Here is a 19,133-nt window from a genome sequence, read left to right on the forward strand (position 1 = left end):
CCCGTGGCGGTCCCCGCTGCCGGGGGTCCTCGGGTCTACCCTCGTGGCGTGGGTCTCTCGTCGACGGTGTGGTTCGTCATCGCGGTGGTGGCGGTGCTGGCTGGCGCGGTGCTGCTGCTGAGCGACCGCGGGGGCGGCGCCTCGTCGGGGTCGGGCGCCCGCGACCGCAAGAAGTGGGCGGCGCTGCGCGGCTGGGAGTACCTGGACTCCGATCCGGTCCTGCCCAGTCGCTGGCGCTACGGCACGATCAGCCAGGGCGGCCCGGGGGTGGCCCGGCGGCTGATGTCCGGCGGCGTGCCCACGCCCGACGGCGACCGCCAGGCCTACGTGTTCGACCACGAGCAGGCGGGCCGGCCCACGTCGGTGCTGGTCGCCGTGCACGTCGGCGAGCCGCTGCCGGCCGCCGTCGAGCTGCGGCTGCCGTCGGCCCCGCTGCCCGACGACGCCGGCCTCGACCTCCTGGAGCCCGTCGGCGACCGGTACGCCTTCGTGGCCGACGCCGACGCCGCCCGCCCGCTGCTCACGCCGCGGCTGGCGGCCGCCGCCGACGCGCTGGGCGACGACGTGGAGCTGGTCTGGGCCGAGGAGTCCTGGGTGCTGGCGACCGCGCCGCTCGACTCCGGCACCGACCGGCTGCAGGACCTGCTGGCCGACCTGGCCGAGGTGGCCTCGGTGCTGGAGAAGTCCCAGGCCGCGAGCCGGCGGGGCGCGGTCGCGGAGACCTCGCCCATCGGCACGGCCAAGGCGGTCACGGCCGGGGGCAGCACCCGCGACGACCACCGCGCTGGCCCCCCCGACCTGGTCAAGCGCGACGCCGCGGCCGACGACCCGGACGACGACGAGGTGGAGACCCGGCCGGAGGGCACGTCGACGACGCGGCGGGACCGCTGATCGCCCTCTGAAGTTTGATCGCCTCTGACGTCGGCTCGGCTCCACGCACAGGCGTTGGCGTCACGCATACCCCGTGGCTGCGGCGCACACGTCACGACATGTGCGCCGCTACCACCGGGTGTGCGTGAGCGGCGGGCCGGGCGCTAGGGGACCGGGTCGTGCGCTGTCGCTGCGGCTGCCTCGGGCAGCTCACGCCGTCGGCCGCCGGCCGGTAGGGCCAGTTTGACGCCGGTGTGGCTGTGGTGGGCGCCGGCGGCCGCCTGGTGGTACTCCTCCAGCTGGGCGAGGAACGCGGCGTCGCGGTAGACCGTGCCGTCGACGGAGACGCCTTCGGTGCCCTCCAGCACGGCCTCGACGTCCTCGGCGGACAGCGTCTTGTGGGTCTCCAGGGCGTGGGCCATCGCCAGCACCGCGGCGCGGTTCTCGGCGAGGATCGTCGCGGCCCGCTCCAGGAGGTCGGCCAGGTGGTCCTCGATCCGGTCGGCGAGCGCCTTGCGGATGACCGTCTCGGCGGACTCGCCCTTGGGCGCGCCGCGGCCGCCGCCGGGGCTGCCGACCTCCATGCGGCGGGCCGTGTTGTACGACGACACCGTGGAGCCCATGCCCCAGAAGCCCTCCATGTAGGAGGCGACGGCGGTGGCCGAGTCGAGGTCGCCGGAGACGCCGGAGGAGGAGTCGCCGTCGAAGAACATCCGCTCGCCGGCCAGCGAGGCCAGCGACACGAGGATGTCGGACTCGTACTCCGAGCGCCAGCGGGTGAACTGGTCCTCCGGCGGGATGCTGGCCACCATGCCCAGCGCCGTGGCGCCCTTCTCGATCGTCGCGAAGTCGATCTCCATGTGGCGCCGGGTGCGGTAGGCGACGACGGCGTGGCAGGCCTCGTGCACCGCGACGGCGTGCCGCTCGCGCTCGATGTACTCGACGTCCTCCGGGGGGCCGAGGTCCTTGAGCTTCTTGGCGCGCAGCACGTCGGACCAGGTGATGATCTCGCGGCCCTCGCGGATCGCGATGATCAGCGACTCGTTGACCAGGTCCTTGATCGTGGCGCCGGTGGCGTACGGGGTGACGGTGGCCAGCTTGTCGATCTGCTCGGGCTCGAGCTCGTGGTCGACCTTCGCGAAGTAGCCCTCGTAGGTCCGCACCCGGCCGGCCTTGCTGGGGTAGCCGACCTTGTAGATGCGGTCGATGCGGCCCGGCCGCAGCAGGGCCTCGTCGAGGGCCTCGGGCATGTTCGTGGCCATCATGACCAGGATCCGGTACTTGGGCGGCGGCTTGGGTCGCATGCCCAGCACCCGCCGGCCCCAACGGTTGATCAGCCCGCGCGGCTTCTTCAGCCCGGACAGCTCGGTGAGCAGCGCCTGCAGCGTGCCCATGCCGCCGCCACCGCCGGCCATGCCGCCCATCATGAACCGGCTGCGCGTGCCGTCGGGCGTTTCCTCGGCGCCGCTGCCCATGGCCTGGCGGGCCAGCATCCACTGCGTCTGCGCGGACAGGTAGCTGCCGCCGTGGCAGCCGGCCGCGTCGAACGGCGCGCTCATCCCGCGGGCGCCGCCGGGACCCACCTGGGCCAGGGTGCCGCGGTTGCCCAGCGCGTCGGCCTCGTCGAAGAACACGATCACGCCGCCGTAGCGCAGGGCGAGCTTGCGCAGCTTGCGGAACAGCGACTTGACCTTGAGGATGCCGATGCCCATGAACATGTTGGTGAAGGCGCCGGGGTCGACGAAGACGTAGGGCTTGCCGGTCTCGCCCGCGACGGCCTCGGCCATCAGCGTCTTGCCGGTGCCGGGCGGGCCCCACAGCAGCAGGCCGGACGGCACGTAGCCGCCCCTTGCCTCGATCGCGTCGGGGTTCTCCAGGAAGACGATGCTCTCCTTGACCCGCTCGACGACCTGGTCCTGGCCCCACACGTCGGTGAAGCGGGTGGTGATGTCGTCGGGGTAGTAGGTGTCGACGCCGCCCCGCGACAGCAGCCAGAACAGGCCGATGAACTGGAAGGCGATGAAGAAGAACGCGAACGCCAGCTGGGCGACGTAGGGCAGCGCGCTCCACAGCAGCGCCGGCGCCTCGAACAGCGCCAGCACCGGGCTGGTCTCCAGGACCTCGGCGGCGACCAGCGCGAACAGCAGGATGAAGAACGCCCACTTGAGCAGCCGGGCCAGCCGGAACCGGGTCCAGTCCGACAGCCTGCGCCGCAGCACCCGCTCGGTGCCGCCGAACACCCGCTGCGACCAGAGGTGGTGGTAGCCGGCGGAGCGCTCGCTGAGCAGGAAGTGCACCTGGCGGACGAGTTCGGCGCCGGCCAGCCACAGCAGCCACTGCGACTCGACGACCTGGATGCGCACCGCGTCGACGAACGGCAGCAGCGGGTTGTCGGCCATCGAGGCCCAGACGATGATCAGCCAGGCGACCAGGAAGAGCGCCAGCAGCCGGATCCGGTCCCACAGCGCCATCCGCTTGCGGGTCGGGCGCTCGGGGGCGCGCGGCGGGTCGTCCGGCGGTGCCAGGCCCTCGGGTGGCGGACCCGCGGGTGTCGTGTCGGCCGGAGCGGTCATGGGTTCTCCCGGACGGTGAACGAGGAGACCACACCGGCGATCTCCTGCTGGCGCTGCTCGTAGCACTCCGTGGAGCACCGGAGGTAGAACATGTAGATCTTGCTGGCGTCGTCGTTGGTGTAGACGATCTGGTCGAAGACCTGCGGCGGACCGTCGAGGATCCGGTAGCGGTACACCGAGTGCACCCCGCGCAGCCCGTCGCCCGGGGTCAGCACCTCGTCGTCGACCAGCTGGAACCCGCTGAACGGCGACATCTGGCTCTGGTCGGCCTGCTGGCGGGCCGTCGCCGAGACCGGCCGCCACAGGTCGCGCATCACGTCGAGCGAGATCTGGCCCCGCAGGGTGAGCGGTACGTCCTGCACGCCGACGAACACCGCGGGGGCGTCCGAGCGCTGGCCGAACAGGTGGGCGACCGAGGGCGCGGCCGTGTCGGCGTCGTAGCCCTCCAGCCAGAAGCCGATCTGCTCGGGGTCGCCGGTGGCGTCGACCCCCATGCTCTCCAGGATCGACTTGCTGTCCAGGGCCCGCCACGTGCTGGGGACCCTCAGGTAGGTGCGGTCGTCGGAGTTGGTGACGTACGTGTACTCCGGCGCCCCGCAACCGGCCACCACCAGCGCCGACACGGCGAGCGCGATCAGCGGTGCGCCCAACGGCGCCCGGCGGAACCCCATCCGACCTCCTGCCGTGACCTTCCCGTGACCTCTGAGTATGCGGCATGACCGGCCGGTCGGGGTGGGTCAAATTCGTTGCGAGCACGTTTCCCGGCCCGGCCGGCGGCGGCGGACGATAAGGTGGCCGCGGCGGTGGGCGGCGAGCCCAGCGGCCCGCGGCGCGGCCCGTGTGGTCGGGACGCGTCGGCGAGCGGCAGGTTGCCTCGCTCCGCATAGAACTTCAGTCACATTCTGAAGGCGTTGCTCGGCGATCGGCGCAAATCATGTGGCAAACGGAGTAACTACCAACCGCTCGTCGCGCTGGCCGCTACTCCGGGCCCACTGCCCTCTCAGACTCGCAACCCGATGGTGAACGGGTCTCCTACGGTCGCCGCCATGGAACAGCGTCAGTTGCGTGCCATCTGGCTCGCCGGGTTCGCGGTGATCGTCATCGCGCCCTCGCTGCTGTGGCTCACCGTGCCGCCGAGCGTGACGGGCAACGGTGTCCGCAGGGAATCGCTGTGGAGCAACCTGTCGGTGATCACCGGGCTGCTCGCGACCTCGGCCATGGTGTGCGTCGTCGTGCTGCCGTCGCGGATCCGCTCGCTGAACCGGGCGTTCGGCATCGAGAACGTCATCGACCTGCACCGCTTCCTGGGCATCGTCACCGCCGCGCTGGTGCTGCTGCACCTGGCCTGCGTCGTCGCCGCCGACCCCACCAACACCGCGCTGCTGAACTTCCCCGAGGCCCCGGGCCGCGCCCAGAACGCCACGATCGCCACCTTCGGCCTCGTCGCGATCGTGCTGCTGGCCATCCTGCGCCGGAAGTTCGACCTGTCCTACGAGTTCTGGCGGACCACGCACATCGGCCTCGCGCTGCTCATCCTGGTCACCTCGGCGGCGCACATCGTGCTGCTCAACCAGCTGGTGAACGACCCGACGTTCGCGATGCTGCTGACCCTGATCGCCATCGCCGTCGCGCTGGTCTTCGGTTACCGCTGGATCTGGCGCAACATCTACGACCAGTCCACCGAGTTCCTCGTCCGCGACGTGCGGCTGGAGAACCCGACGGTCGCCACGCTCGTGCTGGAGCCCAAGACCCGCAACCGGGACGGCTCGACCACCAGCTGGGCGTTCGCCCCCGGCCAGTTCGCCTGGATCCGGCTCGACCGCTCGGCGACCGGCCAGGAGCACCCGTTCACGATCGCCTCCAGCGCGCACGACGAGTTCACCGAGTTCACGATCCGCGGCGCGGGCGACTTCACCCGCCGGATCCGCCGCCTGCAGCCGGGCCAGCCGGTGTGGGTCGACGGCCCGCACGGCGCCTTCACCAGCGACCTGACCAACGCCTCCGCCGGCTTCGTCCTGATGGCCGGCGGTGTGGGCATCACCCCGATGCTCAGCATGGTGCGCACCGCGGCGCACCGCGGCGACCCCCGTCCCTACCGGCTGGTGGTCGTGGCCAGCGCACTGGAGGACCTGTTCTTCCGCGACGAGCTCGCCACCCTGCGGCGCTACATCGACCTCGAGGTGACCGAGGTCCTGCGCCGTCCCCGCCCCGACTGGTCCGGCCCCATCGGCGGGATCAACTCCGAGCTGATGGCGCTGGTCGTCGGCGACCTCGGTGACCCGCAAGACCTCGACTACTTCATCTGCGGCCCGCCCGGGATGGTGGTCGACGCGGTGAACGTGCTGGACGAGATGTCCGTCCCCGCGGACCGCGTCCACACAGAGCAGTTCGACTTCGTGTGATGCGGATGCCCTGACTCCCCACAGGCTCCGCCGCTCCTCGACCCGCTCGACTTCGTGTGACTCCCCCGCCACATGATCAGGAAGGCCCCCATGCTCCGCCGCATCCCCAAGCTGCTCCGCATCTCGCTGATTACCGCGGTGGTCCTGGCCGTCTCGGCGTCCGTCTACCAGACCTGGATGTCCGGTGGCGCAGGCCTCGGCTCCACCCAGACCGCGTTCGGCCCGCTCACCCAGCAGGACATCAACCTGCTGACCGCGGTCCGCCAGGCGAACCTGTGGGAGGGGCCGACCAGCGAGCAGGCCCAGCAGATGGCCACCAGCGCCGCGGTGCGCGACGTGGCCGGCAAGCTGGCCGCCGAGCACGCCGAGCTGGATGTCGAGACCCGTCGGATCGCCGAGCAGCTGGGGGTCCAGCTCCCGTCCAACGCCAGCTCGAAGCAGCAGGCCTGGATGAACCAGATCGCCGCGGCGACGGGCGCGGACTACGACCAGACGTTCGTGCAGCTGGTCCGTGGCGCGCACGGCGGCGTGCTCCCGGTCATCAACGACGTGCGGGTCTCCACCCGCAACGACCTGGTCCGCCAGTTCGCCGAGACGGCCGACGCGTTCGTGACCCGGCACTGCCAGTACCTGGAGAGCACCGGGCTGGTCGACTACAGCCAGCTGCCGATCACCCAGGCCTCGCTGACCAACGTGCTGACCAACGGCTCCGGCCCGCAGGCGCTGATCCTGCCGATCCTGGTCTTCGTCGCCGTCATCATCGGCGTGGTCGCGATGCTCTCGGCGCTGCGCAAGAAGAAGGCCCAGACCACCGAGCGGGTCACCGTCACCAAGAGCCGCGCCCCGGCCGCCTCCACCGTGAGCGCCGCGTCGGTGCCCGCCCGCACGACCGTCGCCGCGCTCCCGGCCGGTGGCAGCTCCGCCCCGTCCGCGGCGGAGACGTCGATGCCGGGCGCCGCGTACCGGGCGGAGGCGCCGGTCGGTGTGGGCGCCGTGTCCAGCACCTCGGCCATCCCGTCGCCGCGCGGCGGCGCCGGCGGGCCCTCGGTGCAGTGGAACCTGGGCGGTCCGGGCCTGCGCGACACCGGCCCGCACCCGACCATCGACGCCCCGCCGCACTACGCGCCGGTCTCCGACTCGGGTGCCTTCCGGATCAACTCCGGCCTGACCCCGGACATGACCGGCCCGCTCGGCCCGCCGATCCGCGACGACGGCTACCCGGGCTCGGGCTACAACTCCGGCTACTACCCGCCGGACAACGGCTACGGCCAGGGCCCCGGCTCCGGCCACTTCCCCCCGGCGCAGGGCGGCAGGTACCGCACGGTCTCCGAGACCGGTCGGCCGGAGGACTCCGGCTCGCACCGCGTCCCGGACGCCACCGCCACGCACCGCGCAGTGAACAGCACAGGACCGCGTCACTCCGTCCGGCGTTAGCTCCCCGCTTCGAACGCCGGCACCGGCGGGCCACCCCGGCCCACCGGGCAATCCGCTCCCCAACCCCGAATTGGAGCACGATCCAGATGTCACCGACCAGTACGGCTCGACACCGGAGGACCGGCCGCAAGCTGGTGGTCTCCGCCGCGGCACTCGCCGTGTGCCTGCTGCCCACGGCCTGCGACTTCGGCGGTGTCCCCTCCGCCCCGTCCGGCGGCAACGGCGGCGGGTACGGCGCGCCGGCTCCCGGCGACGGCGAGCCGGAGCCCGGCACCGTCATCGTCCCGGTGGGCAACAACAAGCCCGGTGGCGGCTACGGCGGCGGCGGCAACAACGGTGGTGGCGGCAACAACGGCGGCCAGCCGGGTGCCGAGCAGCCCGGCGAGGGTGAGCAGCCCGGCGAAGGCGAGCAGCCCGGCGAAGGTGAGCAGCCCGGCGGAGGTGAGCAGCCCGGCGAGGGTGAGCAGCCCGGCGGAGGTGAGCAGCCCGGTGAGGGTGAGCAGCCCGGCGAAGGTGAGCAGCCCGGCGAGGGCGAGCAGCCCGGCGAGGGCGAGCAGCCCGGCGAGGGCGAGCAGCCCGGCGAGGGCGAGCAGCCCGGCGAGGGCGAGCAGCCCGGCGAGGAGGAGCCCCCGGCCGAGGAGCCTCCGCCCGGCAACACCAACGGCCTGGACGTGCTCGGCCAGAGCTGTGCCGACAGCGACCTGCCCCCGCACACCGGCTTCCAGTCCGGCGACGCGCAGTGCGTGAACACCTCGATGGGTGAGGTCGCCCCCGAGGACCGGCTGCCCTCCCTGCTGATCACCGCGGCCCCCGAGGCCGTCGGCGTCGGCGAGGACTTCCAGCTGCAGGTCGCCACCCGCAACCTGGTCCGCGACCGGTTCCTGGGTGCCGCCGTCGGTGGCTACTACCTGGAGGCGTCGTTCCTGCAGGAGGGCACCAACCTGCAGCGCGGCCACTTCCACACGGCCTGCCGCATCCTGCCGAGCACCAACGAGGCCCCCGACTCGTCGGGCGCCCCGGAGTTCTTCCTGGCGACCCAGGACAACGGCGGTGGCGCCGGTTCGGACACCGTGACCATCGACGTCCCGGGCATCGACCAGGCCGGCACCCTGCAGTGCACCTCGTGGGCCGGTGACGGCTCGCACCGCACCCCGATGATGTCGCGGGCCAACCAGACCCCGGCCATCGACTCGGTCCGGATCGAGGTCGGCGGCGCCGGCGGCGGTCAGGACGACAACGCCGGTGACGACCAGGGCCAGGACAACGCCCAGGGCGACAACGACAACGACAACGCCGGTGACAACGCCGGTGACAACGCCGGTGACGACGCCAACGCCGGTGGCGACGACGCCGGTGACGACGCCGCCGCTGGTGACGACGCCGCGGGTGATGACGCCGCCGGCGACGACGCTGCTGACGCCGCCGAGGCCGCCGCGGGCGACCAGGGCGGTCAGTAACGACCAGGGCGGTCAGTAAGGACGGCCGGGGTGGCGGCGGCGACAGCGGTCGCCGCCCGCCGCCCCGACCGATCGGGACGGGAGTCCTGATCACAGACCAATAGCGGGGAACAGCGGTGCCGGGCCCGGTGACGGCCCGGCACCGCGTCCGGCGTTTCCCGGAGGGCACGTGGCGCCGCGCGATCCGCGCGGCGCCGCTCCCGTTTCCGGGGGTGGTCCCGATCAGCCGCCGAGGCCGAGGTCGGCCAGGCCGAGCAGCGCCCGGTACGGCACGCCCTCGGCCTCGATCGCTTCCCGGGCCCCGGTGTCGCGGTCGACGACGGTCGCGACCCCGACGACGGTGGCGCCCGCCCCGCGTGCCGCGCGCACGGCGGTGAGCACGGAGGACCCGGTGGTCGAGGTGTCCTCGACGACGAGCACCCGGCAGCCGGTGATGTCCGGCCCCTCGATGAGCCGCTGCATGCCGTGCTCCTTGGTGCTCTTGCGCACCACGAACGCGTCCAGGGGCGGGGTCTCCGGCCGGACCGCCCGCCGGGCGGCTGCGGCGTGCAGCATGGCGTCGGCCACGGGGTCGGCGCCCAGGGTCAGCCCGCCGACGGCCTGGTAGTCCCAGTCGGCGGTCAGTGCCAGCAGCAGTCGGCCGATCAGCGGCGCGGCGCGGTGCTCCAGGGTGGCCCGGCGCAGGTCGACGTAGTAGTCGGCCTGCAGGCCGGAGGACAGCGTGACGGTGCCGTGCACCACCGCCAGCTCGGCCACCAGCGCGGCGAGCCGCTCGCGGTCGTCGTCATGTGTGCTCACCCGATCCCCCTACCCGTGTTCGTGGTCATCTACGGCCCACCGCCGTGAGCAGCCTGCGGACGACGGTCCGCGGCAGCAGGTCGACGGCGGCGACGATGGCCTTGTACTGGCGGCTGGGCACCGAGACGACCCGGCCGCGGGCCAGGTCGGACAGGGCGTCGTCGACGACGCGGTCGGCCGCCAGCCAGAACGGCCCGCGCCGGGCGCCCGCGTCGATCCCGGCGCGGACGTGGAACTCCGTGCGGACGTAGCCGGGGCACAGCGCCATGACCCGCACCCCGGTGCCCTTCAGGCCACCGGCGAGCCCTTCGGTGAAGGTGGTGACCCACGCCTTCTCGGCGGTGTAGGTGGGGCTGGCGCCGGACAGGAACCCGGCGACGCTGGAGACGTTGACGACGGCGCCGCGGCCGCGGTCGACCATCCCCGGCAGGGCCGCCCTGGTCAGCCGCAGGACGGTGGTGACGTTCAGGTCGTGCTTGCGCTGGATGGCGGGCATGTCGGCGTCGAGGAACTCCTCGGCCATGCCCATCCCGGCGTTGTTGACGAGCAGGTCGACCGGGGCGACGTCGGGGTCGGAGAGCCGGGCGGCGACCCGCTCGCGGCCGTCCTCGGTGGCCAGGTCCGCGGGCAGCACCTCGACGGACACGCCGCCGGCGCGGTACCCGTCGGCGGCGCGCTCGAGCCGGTCGCGGTCGCGGGCGACCAGGACGAGGTCGCGGCCGTCGCGGGCGAGTCGGGAGGCGAACGCGGCGCCGATGCCCGCGGTGGCCCCGGTGATCAGAACTGTGGGCACGGGCCGACCCTACGGCTCCGTTCCGCGGGGTCGGCCGGTGACGCGCTCACCAGGCCGTGGACAGGTCGGCGTGCTGGCGCACCCACGCGTGCATCGCGATGCCGGCGGCCACGCCCGCGTTGATGGACCGGGTGGACCCGAACTGGGCGATCGACACGGTCAGCGCGGCCGCCGCCGTCGCCTCCGCGCTGATCCCGGGCCCTTCCGCGCCGAACAGCAGCAGGCACTCGCGCGGCAGCCGGGCGGTCTCGATGCGCCGGGACCCCGGCGCGTTGTCCACCGCGACCACGGCGAGCCCTCGCGCGCGGGCGAACGCGAGCAGCGCCGGGACGTCCTTGTGGTGGCGCAGGTGCTGGTAGCGGTCGGTGACCATGGCGCCGCGCCGGTTCCACCGGCGGCGGCCGACGATGTGCACCTCCGCGGCCGCGAACGCGTTGGCGGTGCGCACGACGGTGCCGATGTTGTGGTCGTGGCCGAAGTTCTCGATGGCGACGTGGAACGGGTGCCGGCGCCGGTCGAGGTCGGCGACGACCGCCTCCCGCCGCCAGTAGCGGTACCGGTCGACGACGTTGCGCCGGTCGCCGCCGGCCAGCAGGTCGGGGTCGTAGCGGGGATCGTCGGGCCACCGACCCGGCCACGGCCCGACCCCGACGGACTCGCCCCACTCCGTCGGACCGGCCTCGCCGGGCTCGGTGCTCGCCACCCCGCGATGCTAGGCAGTGGTGCTGGGGAAGTGGTGCTGGGGAAGTGGTGCTGGGGAAGTGGTGCTGGGGAAGTGGTGCTGGGGAAGTGGTGCTGGGTAGCGGTGCTGGGCAGTCGTCCTGGGCAGCGGCGCGGCGGACGCCCGCTCACCCCGCCGGGTCGGCCACCACCGCGCAGCAGGCGCAGCTCCGCGCCGCGTCGTCGGGTCCGGCGACCAACTCGTCGACGGGCATCACCAGCAGGGCCCGCACGGGGGCCCCGGCGGCCGAGCGGTACAGGTCGTCGGCGGCGAACAGCCAGTGCTCGGCCTCGGGGAAGGCCAGCAGGTGCGAATCGCCCGACGGCGCGACCACCCGCTGCCCGGCCACCAGCGTGCGCCCGGCCCGGACGAGCTCGCCGAGCTCGTTGAGCAGCCGCGCGGCGGCGGCCTGCGCGGTGGCGAAGACGATGAGCTCGGGGTGCCCGTAGCCGGACAGCCCGACGGTGTAGACGTAGGGCGGGCCGTCCTCGTCGCCGTCGACGGCCTGTAGGGCCCAGCCGTGCCGGCGGATGGTCTCGCGCTGCCAGGCGTCGTACTGGTCGGCCCAGTGGGTCGACCGCGGGGAACGGTCGGAGAGGTCCATGCCCCGCAACCTACGCCTGATCACCGACACTTTTCGAACTTCTGTTCGATCACGTCGGTGGGCGGCGGAGATCCACTCGATCGGGTGAGTCGGTCACGCTCGCGCGCTCGCGTACTCGGCGATGCGGTCCCGCACCTCGTCGTCGACGCGGCTCGGGTGCCCGGCGTCGAACGGCGGCTGCGGGTCGTACTCGATGAGGACCTGCGCCGCCTGCGCCGCCACGTCGTCGACCAGCAGCTCGGCCAGCCGGATCCCCATGTCGATACCGGCCGACACCCCGGCGGCGGTGATCAGCCGCCGGTCGAGGTGCTCGACGACCCGCTCGGTCACCGGCACCGCCCCGAGCCGCTCCAGCAGCGCGAACACGCTCCAGTGGCTCGTGGCGGTCAGGCCGTCGAGCAGGCCGGCCGCGGCCAGCAGCAGCGACCCGCTGCAGACCGACGTGGTGAACCGGGTGCCGGGGTGCACGGCGCGCAACCACTCCAGGTAGGGACCGGGCGCGAGCATGTCGCGGGTGCCGATCCCGCCCGGCACGACGACCACGTCGGGCGCGGGCACCTCGTCGAACGCGGCGTCCACGGTGAGCCCCAGGAAGCCGTTGTCGGTGCGGACCTCCCCGCGCCGCTCACCGACGAAGACGACGTCCAGCGCCGGGATGCGCTGCAGGACCTCGTAGGGGCCGATGGCGTCCAGCGCCGTCATCCGGGGGTAGAGCGGGAACGCGATCTGCACGGCGGTCTCCGATCGGTCGGGTCTCAGGAGGGCGCGGCGGCGAAGTGCCGCCGGTAGTGGTCGGGGGGAACGCCGATCCGGCGCAGGAAGGCGCGGCGCATGGTCTCGGCGGTGCCGAACCCGGCCCGCGCGGCGGCCACCGAGACCAGCAGCGGCTCGGACTCGAGCAGCCGGCGCGCGGCGTCCACCCGCACCCGCTCGACGTAGTCGCCGGGCGGGGTGCCCAGCGCCCGGGTGAACTCGCGGCTGAAGTGCCGCTCGCTCATCCCGACGCGCGCGGCGAGCACCGGCACGCGCAGGTCGGCTGCGGGGTCGGCGTGGATGAGGTCCTGCGCGGCGCGCACGCCCGGCTGCCGCGCCGGGGTGTCCCAGACCGGCCCGGCGAACTGGCTCTGCCCGCCCGGTCGGCGCAGGAACACCACCAGCTCGCGGGCGATGTCCTGGGCGACGTCGACGCCGTGGTCGGCCTCGACGAGCGCGAGCGCGAGGTCGATGCCCGCGGTCACCCCGGCCGCCGTCCAGATCCGGCCCTGCCGCAGGTAGATCGGGTCGGCGCGGACGTCGACGGCGGGGTGGCGCTCGCCCAGTGCGGACGCGTAGCGCCAGTGGGTGGTCGCGGACAGCCCGTCCAGCAGGCCGGCGGCGGCCAGCGCGAAGGCCCCGGTGCACACCGACACGACGCGGTCGGCGCGGGCCGCGGCCCGCCGCAGCCACCGGACGTAGCCGGAGTCGGCGACCAGGCGGCGGCTGCCGGGCCCGCCCGGGACGAGCAGCGTGCCGATCGGGCCGGACTCGGGCAGCGGGCCGTCGGCGACCAGGCCGAGCCCGCCCGCGCCGCGGACGGGTCCGGCCGTCTCCGCGACGAGTGCGACGGAGTAGGCGCCGCCACGGCCGGTGATCTCGAACAGCTCCGAGGCGCCGTTCAGCACGTCGTGCGGACCGACGACGTCGAGCGGTTGGACGCCCTCGTACAGGGGAACGAGCACCCGGTGGGGGACGGCGGAGCGGGACGCGGCCACGGGTCAACGGTGCTGGTCGGGGGGCGGTGGCGTCAACGACGCGTGTCCCACGGATTCGGCCATCGGGCAGACTGACGCCGTGGCCGACATCGACTGGGCCGAGAGGGCCAACACCGCGGAGCGGGCGATCGTGCGTCGACACGTGCGGCGGTTGGCGGGCGTGCTGCCCGGCACCCGGATCGGGCGGATCCGCTGGCCCCGCCGCACCCCCATCGCCCCGTTCCCCTGGCACTACTGGTGGCAGGCGCACCTGCTGGACTGCCTCGTCGACGCGCAGCGGCGGGCCCCGCGGGAGGCGCGTGCCCGGGCGATCGCGGCGACCACCCGCAGCGTGCGGATCCACAACGCGGGCAGCTGGATCAACCGCTACTACGACGACATCGCCTGGTTCGGGCTGGCGGTGCAGCGGGCAGGTGGCACCGCCGGGCGCTGGGGCCCGTCGGCGATCGAGGCGATCTGCACGCAGCTGGGCCGCGGCTGGACCGAGGACGGCGGCGGCGGGATCTGGTGGCGCCGCGGCGACAACTCGAAGAACGCCCCGGCCAACGGCCCGGCCGCGATCCTGCTGGCCCGCACGGGCCAGGTGGGCTTCGCGGCGGCCATCGTCGACTGGATGAGCGACACCCTGGTCGACCCCGACACCGGCCTGGTCCGCGACGGCGTGCGGGTCGGCCCGGACGGCGAGATCTGCGAGGTCGACAAGCGGATCTTCACCTACTGCCAGGGCGTGCACCTGGGCGCCTGCGTCGAGCTCGCCCAGCGCGACGGCCACCAGCGCTGGACCGACCGGGCCATCGCCGTGGTCGACGCGGTGCGCCAGCGGCTGGCCGAGCCCAACGGGGTGCTGCCCGGGGTGGGCGGCGGCGACGGCGGGCTGTTCGCCGGCATCGCCGCGCGCTACCTCGCCGACGCCGCCCTGCGCCGCCCCGAGCTCTCCGACGCCGCCGGGCAGCTCGTGCTGGCCAGCGCGGAGGCGGCGTGGGACGGGCGGATGCACACCCCGCTGGGGCCGGTGTTCTCGGCGGACTGGCGCACCCCGGCCCCCGAGCCGCGCCCGGGGATCCCGGAGTCGGACCTGTCGGTGCAGCTGGGGGGCTGGATGCTGATGGAGGCGGCCGCCCGCGTGCAGCGGGGCGGCTAGCGCCCCCCGCCGAGAGTTCGGCGGGTGTATAGCTGGGCCGCCGAGATACCTGGTGAGCTTCCGGCGGGGGCACTAGGGAGCGTCCTCAAAGCCGGTTCACCCGACCTGCTTTGATCTTGGGTTTGTGGTGCGCAGGCACGAATTGACCGACGAGCAGTGGCAGGTGATCGAGCCGCTGCTCCCGCCCTCGGGGACGAAGGGTCGCCCGCGGGTGGATGACCGCCGGGTGATCAACGGGATGCTGTTCAAGGCCAAGACCGGGGTCGCCTGGCGGGACCTGCCCGAGCGGTACGGGCCATGGAAGACGATCTACACCCGGTTCTGGCGCTGGTCACGCGACGGCACCCTCACGATGCTGGTCGCGAAGGCGCGGGTGATCGCCGAAGCGATCGACGAGCTCGACCGGGAGGTCTCGGTCGATTCCAGCATCGTGCGTGCCCACCAGCACGCCGCCGGCGCCCGCAAGATCGCCAAGCCCGTCGACGGTGACGACGGCAGCAGCAGCAGTGACGACAGCGGTGGCAACGGTGCCACCACCGGGTCCCTCACAGGGGGTGGACGAGTCCTGCAACGGACACACCGAACCAGGTGATCATGCTATCGGCAGGTCTCGTGGCGGCACCACCACCAAGATCCATCTGGCCTGCGACGGTCATGGTCGTCCGTTGTCGGTGGTGTTGACCGGCGGGAACGTCAACGACACCACGATGTTCGAGCAGGTCCTGGCCGGTGTCGAGTTCCGCCGGCCGGGACCGGGTCGGCCCGCGACCCGCCCGACCCGGGTGCTGGCCGACAAGGGCTACTCCAGTCGCAAGAATCGGGCCTACCTGCGCCGGCGCGGGATCCGGGCGACCATCCCGGAACGGCGTGACCAGCAGGCCAACCGCGCCCGCCGCGGCTCAGCCGGGGGCCGGCCTCCCGCGTTCGACAAGGGCGTCTACAAGCGGCGCAACGTGGTCGAACGCTGCTTCAACCGGTTCAAGCAGTACCGGGCCATCGCCACCCGCTACGACAAGACCGCCCTCTCCTACCAGGGCATGATCGACCTGGCGACCCTCAAGATGTGGCTTTGAGGACGCTCCCTAGCGCCCGGGACGGGCGCGGCGGCGTCAGCGGCCGTAGGGGCGGGGCCCACCGTGGCCGGGGTGCGGGCGCATCGGCTGCGTCACCTCGGCGTGGTTGGCCGGCAGCGGCGCCGAGGGCCGGACGTCGGCCCGGTAGCCGCCCGGCGCGGGCGGCGGGGCCTGACCGGCGGGCGGGGCGACCGGCGGCGCGTGCCCGCCACCGGCGTGCTTCGCCTCCCGGCGCGCCTTGATGACCTCGATCACGATCGGCAGCACGGAGAGCAGCACGATCAGGATGAGCATCAGCTCGATGTTCTCGCGGACGAACTCGAACTGGCCGAGGAAGAAGCCCAGCAGCGTCACGCCGGCGGCCCAGGCCACGGCGCCGATCGCCGAGTAGGTGAAGAAGCGCTTGGCCTCCATCCGGCCCACGCCGGCCATGACGGTGATGAAGGTGCGCACGACCGGCACGAACCGGGCCATGACGATGGCCCGATTGCCGTACTTGTCGAAGAAGCCCTGCGTCTTGACCACGTGCTCGGGCTTGAACAGCCGCGACTTGGGCCTGTCGAAGATGGCCGGCCCGGCGACCTTGCCGATGTAGTAGCCGCACACGTTGCCGGCGAAGGCGGCGATCACCAGGATGAGGCAGACCAGCCACAGCGGGGTGTCGATGCCCGGCTGGCCGTTCGCCGCCTGGGCCACGAACAGCCCGGCGGTGAACAGCAGCGAGTCGCCCGGGAGGAAGAAGCCGAGCAGCAGGCCGCACTCCGCGAAGACGATCAGTGCGAGGCCGACCAGGGCCCACGGACCCAGCCACTCGATGATGACGTCCGGCTTGAGCCACTCCGGGCCGAGCGCGACAAAGTGGTGGGTCTGCACCGTCGTCACGGTACCCGGGTTGTCCGGTTCACCCGAGAGGGGGCAGCACGCCCGGCGCCAGCAGCGACAACAGCGCGAACAGGATCCCCACCAGCAGGCCGGCCGCGAGCGCGAGGACGATCGCGGTGCGGGTGGCTGCGGTGTCGGGGTCGGCACCGCCGCGGGGGGCCGGGCCGCCGACGCGCCCGGCGCCGGTCGCCCTGGCCCGCAGGGCCTCGGCGAGGCGCTGCTCGGGCTCGACGCTCCTGCTCACGCACCCATGGTGCCATCGGGTCCGACGGAGGCCCGCGCGGGTCCACCCGTCCGGGTGCCGCTAGCGGGAGCGCGGCCCCATGACCCGGGCCACGGCGTCGAGGGCCCGGCTCGCGGTCGACTTCACCGTGCCCCGGCTGATGCCCGTCGCGTCGGCGATCTCCGCCTCGCTCATGCCGCCGTAGTACCGCAGCACGAGCACCTCGCGCTGGCGCGGCGGCAGCGAGGACAGCGCGTCGACGACGGCCTGGTGCTCGGCCGAGAGCATCGCCAGCGACTCGGCGGAGCGGGCGTTCACCTGGTGGGGCGGCACGTACTCGCGGGCCGTGCGGCGCCTGCGCAGCACCGAGCGGGAGCCGTTGACGACGGCGGCGCGCAGGTAGCCGACGGCGGCGGCTTCGTCGCGCAGCCCCGACCAGTGCCGGTGCAGCCCGGCGAAGGCCTCCTGGACGACGTCCTCGGCGGTGGCCTGGTCGTCGACCAGCAGGGTGGCCAGGCGCACCATCCGCATCTGGTGGTCGCGGTAGAGGTCGGCCAGCGTGCGCGGCGCGCCGTCGGTGGCCGGGGGGGCCGGTTGGCGGGTGTCGAGGCTCCGCAACCGGGACAGCGTCATCTCGACGGCGTTCCCCGCGCGGTCGTCTGCGCGGTCGCCGTCCATGCCCCGCAGAGTAGTCGGGTCCGCGCGACCGCCTGCGCCCGCGTTGGCCTCCGGTGCGGGATACTCGGCACGCAACCCAGCACAGGAGGGACCCACTCGTGCCGATCGCGACCCCCGAGGTCTACAACGAGATGCTTGACCGGGCCAAGAGCGGCCGGTTCGCCTACCCGGCGATCAACGTGACGAGCACGGAGACGCTGAACGCCGCGCTGCGCGGGTTCGCCGAGGCGGGCAGCGACGGCATCGTGCAGATCTCCACGGGCGGGGCGGAGTTCCTGTCCGGAACCCGGGTCAAGGACATGGTCACCGGGTCGGTGGGCCTGGCCGAGTTCGCCCACGTGGTGGCCAAGAAGTACCCGGTCAACATCGCCCTGCACACCGACCACTGCCCGAAGGACAAGCTGGACGGCTTCGTCCGCCCGCTGATCGCGCTCAGCCAGGAGCGGGTCGACCGCGGCGAGAACCCGCTGTTCCAGTCCCACATGTGGGACGGCTCGGCCACCGAGCTGCACGAGAACCTGCGCATCGCCGCCGAGCTGCTCGACCAGGCGGTCAAGGCGAAGATCATCCTCGAGGTGGAGATCGGCGTCGTCGGCGGCGAGGAGGACGGCGTCGCCAACGACATCAACGAGAAGCTCTACACCGCCCCGGGCGACTACGCCGACACGGTGGAGGCGCTCGGCGGCGGCGAGAAGGGCCGCTACCTGCTGGCCGCGACCTTCGGCAACGTGCACGGCGTCTACAAGCCGGGCAACGTCAAGCTCCGCCCGGAGATCCTCAAGCAGGGCCAGGAGGTCGCCACCGAGAAGCTCGGCCTCACGGCCGGCTCCAAGCCGTTCGACCTGGTCTTCCACGGCGGCTCCGGCTCGCTGATCGAGGAGATCCACGAGGCGCTGGACTACGGCGTGGTGAAGATGAACGTCGACACCGACACCCAGTACGCCTTCACCCGGCCGATCGCCGCGCACATGTTCACCAACTACGACGGCGTGCTGAAGGTCGACGGCGAGGTCGGCAACAAGAAGACCTACGACCCGCGGTCCTACCTGAAGGCGGCCGAGGTCGGGATGGCCGAGCGGGTCGTCGAGGCCTGCGAGAACCTGCGCTCCGCGGGCACCTCGCTCGCCGGCTGAGGGTCCGGCGCAGCGCAACGGCGGTCGCCGCGGCGGCGACCGCCGTTGCGCTGCGCCCGGATGGGGTGAGCGGGCCGGCGAAGGGGCAGGATGCTCGCATGACGACGCACGGCAACCTGCTCGGGCCCGAGCCCACCCTGCTGCCCGTGGACCCCGCCGCGGCCGAGATCGACGCCGGCCAGGAGCCGGCCGAGGTCGCCGCGGCGCACCCGACGTCCAGCCTGGCCTGGGCCGTGCTGGCCGAACGGGCCCTGCAGGACGGCGTGACCATCACCGGCTACGCCTACGCCCGCACCGGCTACCACCGCGGGCTGGACCAGCTGCGCCGCAACGGCTGGAAGGGCTTCGGGCCGGTGCCCTTCTCGCACACGCCCAACCAGGGCTTCCTGCGCGCGCTGGCCGCATTGCAGCGGGCCGCGGCGGCGATCGGGGAGACCGAGGAGGCCGAGCGCTGCCGGACGTTCCTGGCCGACTCCGACCCGGCCGCGCCGGCCGCGCTCGGCCTGGACTGAGCCGGAGCGGGTCGATGGCCGAGCCGGACCGGCCCGCCGAGCGGCCCGGCGCCCGCCCGCCGGAGCCCGTGCCCGACCCGCCGACGCT

Annotated in this window: 18 protein-coding genes and 1 pseudogene; 8 read left to right on the forward strand and 11 right to left on the reverse strand. The window is 73.3% G+C overall.

The window, feature by feature from the left end; translation table 11 throughout:
- The first annotated feature begins 48 nt into the window (after positions 1–48).
- A complete protein-coding gene (locus KIK08_RS16470; protein WP_250557143.1) occupies positions 49–891 on the forward strand; it encodes a type III secretion system chaperone family protein in 843 nt (280 codons plus the stop codon).
- A 143-nt stretch (positions 892–1,034) separates the two neighbouring features.
- On the opposite strand, the gene KIK08_RS16475 is transcribed toward KIK08_RS16470, so the two are convergent.
- Together KIK08_RS16475 and KIK08_RS16480 are read right to left on the reverse strand one after the other, a co-directional pair.
- Positions 1,035–3,443 (reverse strand): AAA family ATPase, encoded by a 2,409-nt coding sequence (locus KIK08_RS16475; protein WP_214404040.1) that lies wholly within the window; start codon positions 3,441–3,443, stop codon positions 1,035–1,037.
- The gene (locus tag KIK08_RS16480; RefSeq protein ID WP_214404041.1) at positions 3,440–4,114 is read right to left on the reverse strand and encodes a hypothetical protein; all 675 of its coding nucleotides are present in this window, start codon (positions 4,112–4,114) and stop codon (positions 3,440–3,442) included. Before KIK08_RS16480 ends, KIK08_RS16475 begins: the two co-directional genes overlap by 4 nt.
- Positions 4,115–4,489: 375 nt before the next feature.
- Between KIK08_RS16480 and KIK08_RS16485 the strand changes: the two genes are divergently transcribed.
- From KIK08_RS16485 to KIK08_RS16495, 3 genes are all read left to right on the forward strand, one after another.
- Entirely contained in the window at positions 4,490–5,845 is a 1,356-nt protein-coding gene (locus KIK08_RS16485) for a ferredoxin reductase family protein (RefSeq protein WP_214404042.1), read from the forward strand.
- 90 nt (positions 5,846–5,935) lie between these two features.
- Entirely contained in the window at positions 5,936–7,279 is a 1,344-nt protein-coding gene (locus tag KIK08_RS16490) for a DUF4142 domain-containing protein (protein WP_214404043.1), read from the forward strand.
- An 86-nt stretch (positions 7,280–7,365) separates the two neighbouring features.
- On the forward strand, positions 7,366–8,736 hold the full coding sequence (locus tag KIK08_RS16495; RefSeq protein ID WP_214404044.1) for a hypothetical protein: 1,371 nt from the start codon (positions 7,366–7,368) through the stop codon (positions 8,734–8,736).
- 222 nt (positions 8,737–8,958) lie between these two features.
- On the opposite strand, the gene pyrE is transcribed toward KIK08_RS16495, so the two are convergent.
- The 6 genes from pyrE to KIK08_RS16525 form a co-directional block, all read right to left on the reverse strand.
- Positions 8,959–9,534 carry an orotate phosphoribosyltransferase gene (pyrE, locus tag KIK08_RS16500; RefSeq protein ID WP_214404045.1) on the reverse strand — a complete coding sequence of 192 codons (576 nt, stop codon included), beginning with the start codon at positions 9,532–9,534 and terminating at the stop codon, positions 8,959–8,961.
- 25 nt (positions 9,535–9,559) lie between these two features.
- On the reverse strand, positions 9,560–10,327 hold the full coding sequence (locus tag KIK08_RS16505; protein ID WP_214404046.1) for an SDR family NAD(P)-dependent oxidoreductase: 768 nt from the start codon (positions 10,325–10,327) through the stop codon (positions 9,560–9,562).
- A 46-nt stretch (positions 10,328–10,373) separates the two neighbouring features.
- Positions 10,374–11,030 carry a TrmH family RNA methyltransferase gene (locus KIK08_RS16510; RefSeq protein ID WP_214404047.1) on the reverse strand — a complete coding sequence of 219 codons (657 nt, stop codon included), beginning with the start codon at positions 11,028–11,030 and terminating at the stop codon, positions 10,374–10,376.
- Between the two features lie 145 nt (positions 11,031–11,175).
- The gene (locus KIK08_RS16515) at positions 11,176–11,652 is read right to left on the reverse strand and encodes a DUF4262 domain-containing protein (RefSeq protein ID WP_214404048.1); all 477 of its coding nucleotides are present in this window, start codon (positions 11,650–11,652) and stop codon (positions 11,176–11,178) included.
- Between the two features lie 93 nt (positions 11,653–11,745).
- A complete protein-coding gene (locus KIK08_RS16520; protein ID WP_214404049.1) occupies positions 11,746–12,384 on the reverse strand; it encodes a DJ-1/PfpI family protein in 639 nt (212 codons plus the stop codon).
- A 23-nt stretch (positions 12,385–12,407) separates the two neighbouring features.
- Positions 12,408–13,403 carry a GlxA family transcriptional regulator gene (locus KIK08_RS16525; RefSeq protein ID WP_214404050.1) on the reverse strand — a complete coding sequence of 332 codons (996 nt, stop codon included), beginning with the start codon at positions 13,401–13,403 and terminating at the stop codon, positions 12,408–12,410.
- Positions 13,404–13,482: 79 nt separating this feature from the next.
- On the opposite strand from KIK08_RS16525, the gene KIK08_RS16530 reads away from it, so the two are divergent.
- Both KIK08_RS16530 and KIK08_RS16535 read left to right on the forward strand, forming a co-directional pair.
- A complete protein-coding gene (locus tag KIK08_RS16530) occupies positions 13,483–14,544 on the forward strand; it encodes a glycoside hydrolase family 76 protein (protein ID WP_308257676.1) in 1,062 nt (353 codons plus the stop codon).
- A 127-nt stretch (positions 14,545–14,671) separates the two neighbouring features.
- Positions 14,672–15,617 (forward strand): annotated as a pseudogene (locus tag KIK08_RS16535) (IS5 family transposase).
- Between the two features lie 36 nt (positions 15,618–15,653).
- Here the strand turns inward: KIK08_RS16535 and KIK08_RS16540 are convergent.
- From KIK08_RS16540 to KIK08_RS16550, 3 genes are read right to left on the reverse strand one after another with little or no spacing between them, the layout of a single operon-like run.
- Positions 15,654–16,490: a DedA family protein gene (locus KIK08_RS16540; protein ID WP_308257677.1), complete on the reverse strand. Its 837-nt coding sequence runs from the start codon at positions 16,488–16,490 to the stop codon at positions 15,654–15,656.
- A 28-nt stretch (positions 16,491–16,518) separates the two neighbouring features.
- Positions 16,519–16,743 carry a hypothetical protein gene (locus tag KIK08_RS16545; protein ID WP_214404052.1) on the reverse strand — a complete coding sequence of 75 codons (225 nt, stop codon included), beginning with the start codon at positions 16,741–16,743 and terminating at the stop codon, positions 16,519–16,521.
- 60 nt (positions 16,744–16,803) lie between these two features.
- Positions 16,804–17,400 carry an RNA polymerase sigma factor gene (locus KIK08_RS16550; protein WP_214404053.1) on the reverse strand — a complete coding sequence of 199 codons (597 nt, stop codon included), beginning with the start codon at positions 17,398–17,400 and terminating at the stop codon, positions 16,804–16,806.
- 98 nt (positions 17,401–17,498) lie between these two features.
- Here KIK08_RS16550 and fbaA point away from each other — a divergent pair, with 98 nt between their 5' ends.
- Both fbaA and KIK08_RS16560 read left to right on the forward strand, forming a co-directional pair.
- Positions 17,499–18,533 carry a class II fructose-bisphosphate aldolase gene (fbaA, locus tag KIK08_RS16555; protein ID WP_214404054.1) on the forward strand — a complete coding sequence of 345 codons (1,035 nt, stop codon included), beginning with the start codon at positions 17,499–17,501 and terminating at the stop codon, positions 18,531–18,533.
- A 98-nt stretch (positions 18,534–18,631) separates the two neighbouring features.
- A complete protein-coding gene (locus KIK08_RS16560; protein WP_214404055.1) occupies positions 18,632–19,045 on the forward strand; it encodes a DUF3151 domain-containing protein in 414 nt (137 codons plus the stop codon).
- Positions 19,046–19,133: the final 88 nt, after the last annotated feature.

It is taken from the genome of Pseudonocardia lacus (assembly GCF_018531445.1).
Classification (GTDB): domain Bacteria; phylum Actinomycetota; class Actinomycetes; order Mycobacteriales; family Pseudonocardiaceae; genus Pseudonocardia; species Pseudonocardia lacus.

Bases quoted from the DNA above. Each gene is read 5' to 3' on its own strand.
- KIK08_RS16475 (WP_214404040.1), bottom strand. From the start codon at position 3,443: ATGACCGCTCCGGCCGACACGACACCCGCGGGTCCGCCACCCGAGGGC.
- KIK08_RS16480 (WP_214404041.1), bottom strand. From the start codon at position 4,114: ATGGGGTTCCGCCGGGCGCCGTTGGGCGCACCGCTGATCGCGCTCGCC.
- KIK08_RS16485 (WP_214404042.1), top strand. From the start codon at position 4,490: ATGGAACAGCGTCAGTTGCGTGCCATCTGGCTCGCCGGGTTCGCGGTG.
- KIK08_RS16490 (WP_214404043.1), top strand. From the start codon at position 5,936: ATGCTCCGCCGCATCCCCAAGCTGCTCCGCATCTCGCTGATTACCGCG.
- KIK08_RS16495 (WP_214404044.1), top strand. From the start codon at position 7,366: ATGTCACCGACCAGTACGGCTCGACACCGGAGGACCGGCCGCAAGCTG.
- KIK08_RS16515 (WP_214404048.1), bottom strand. From the start codon at position 11,652: ATGGACCTCTCCGACCGTTCCCCGCGGTCGACCCACTGGGCCGACCAG.
- KIK08_RS16550 (WP_214404053.1), bottom strand. From the start codon at position 17,400: ATGGACGGCGACCGCGCAGACGACCGCGCGGGGAACGCCGTCGAGATG.
- KIK08_RS16560 (WP_214404055.1), top strand. From the start codon at position 18,632: ATGACGACGCACGGCAACCTGCTCGGGCCCGAGCCCACCCTGCTGCCC.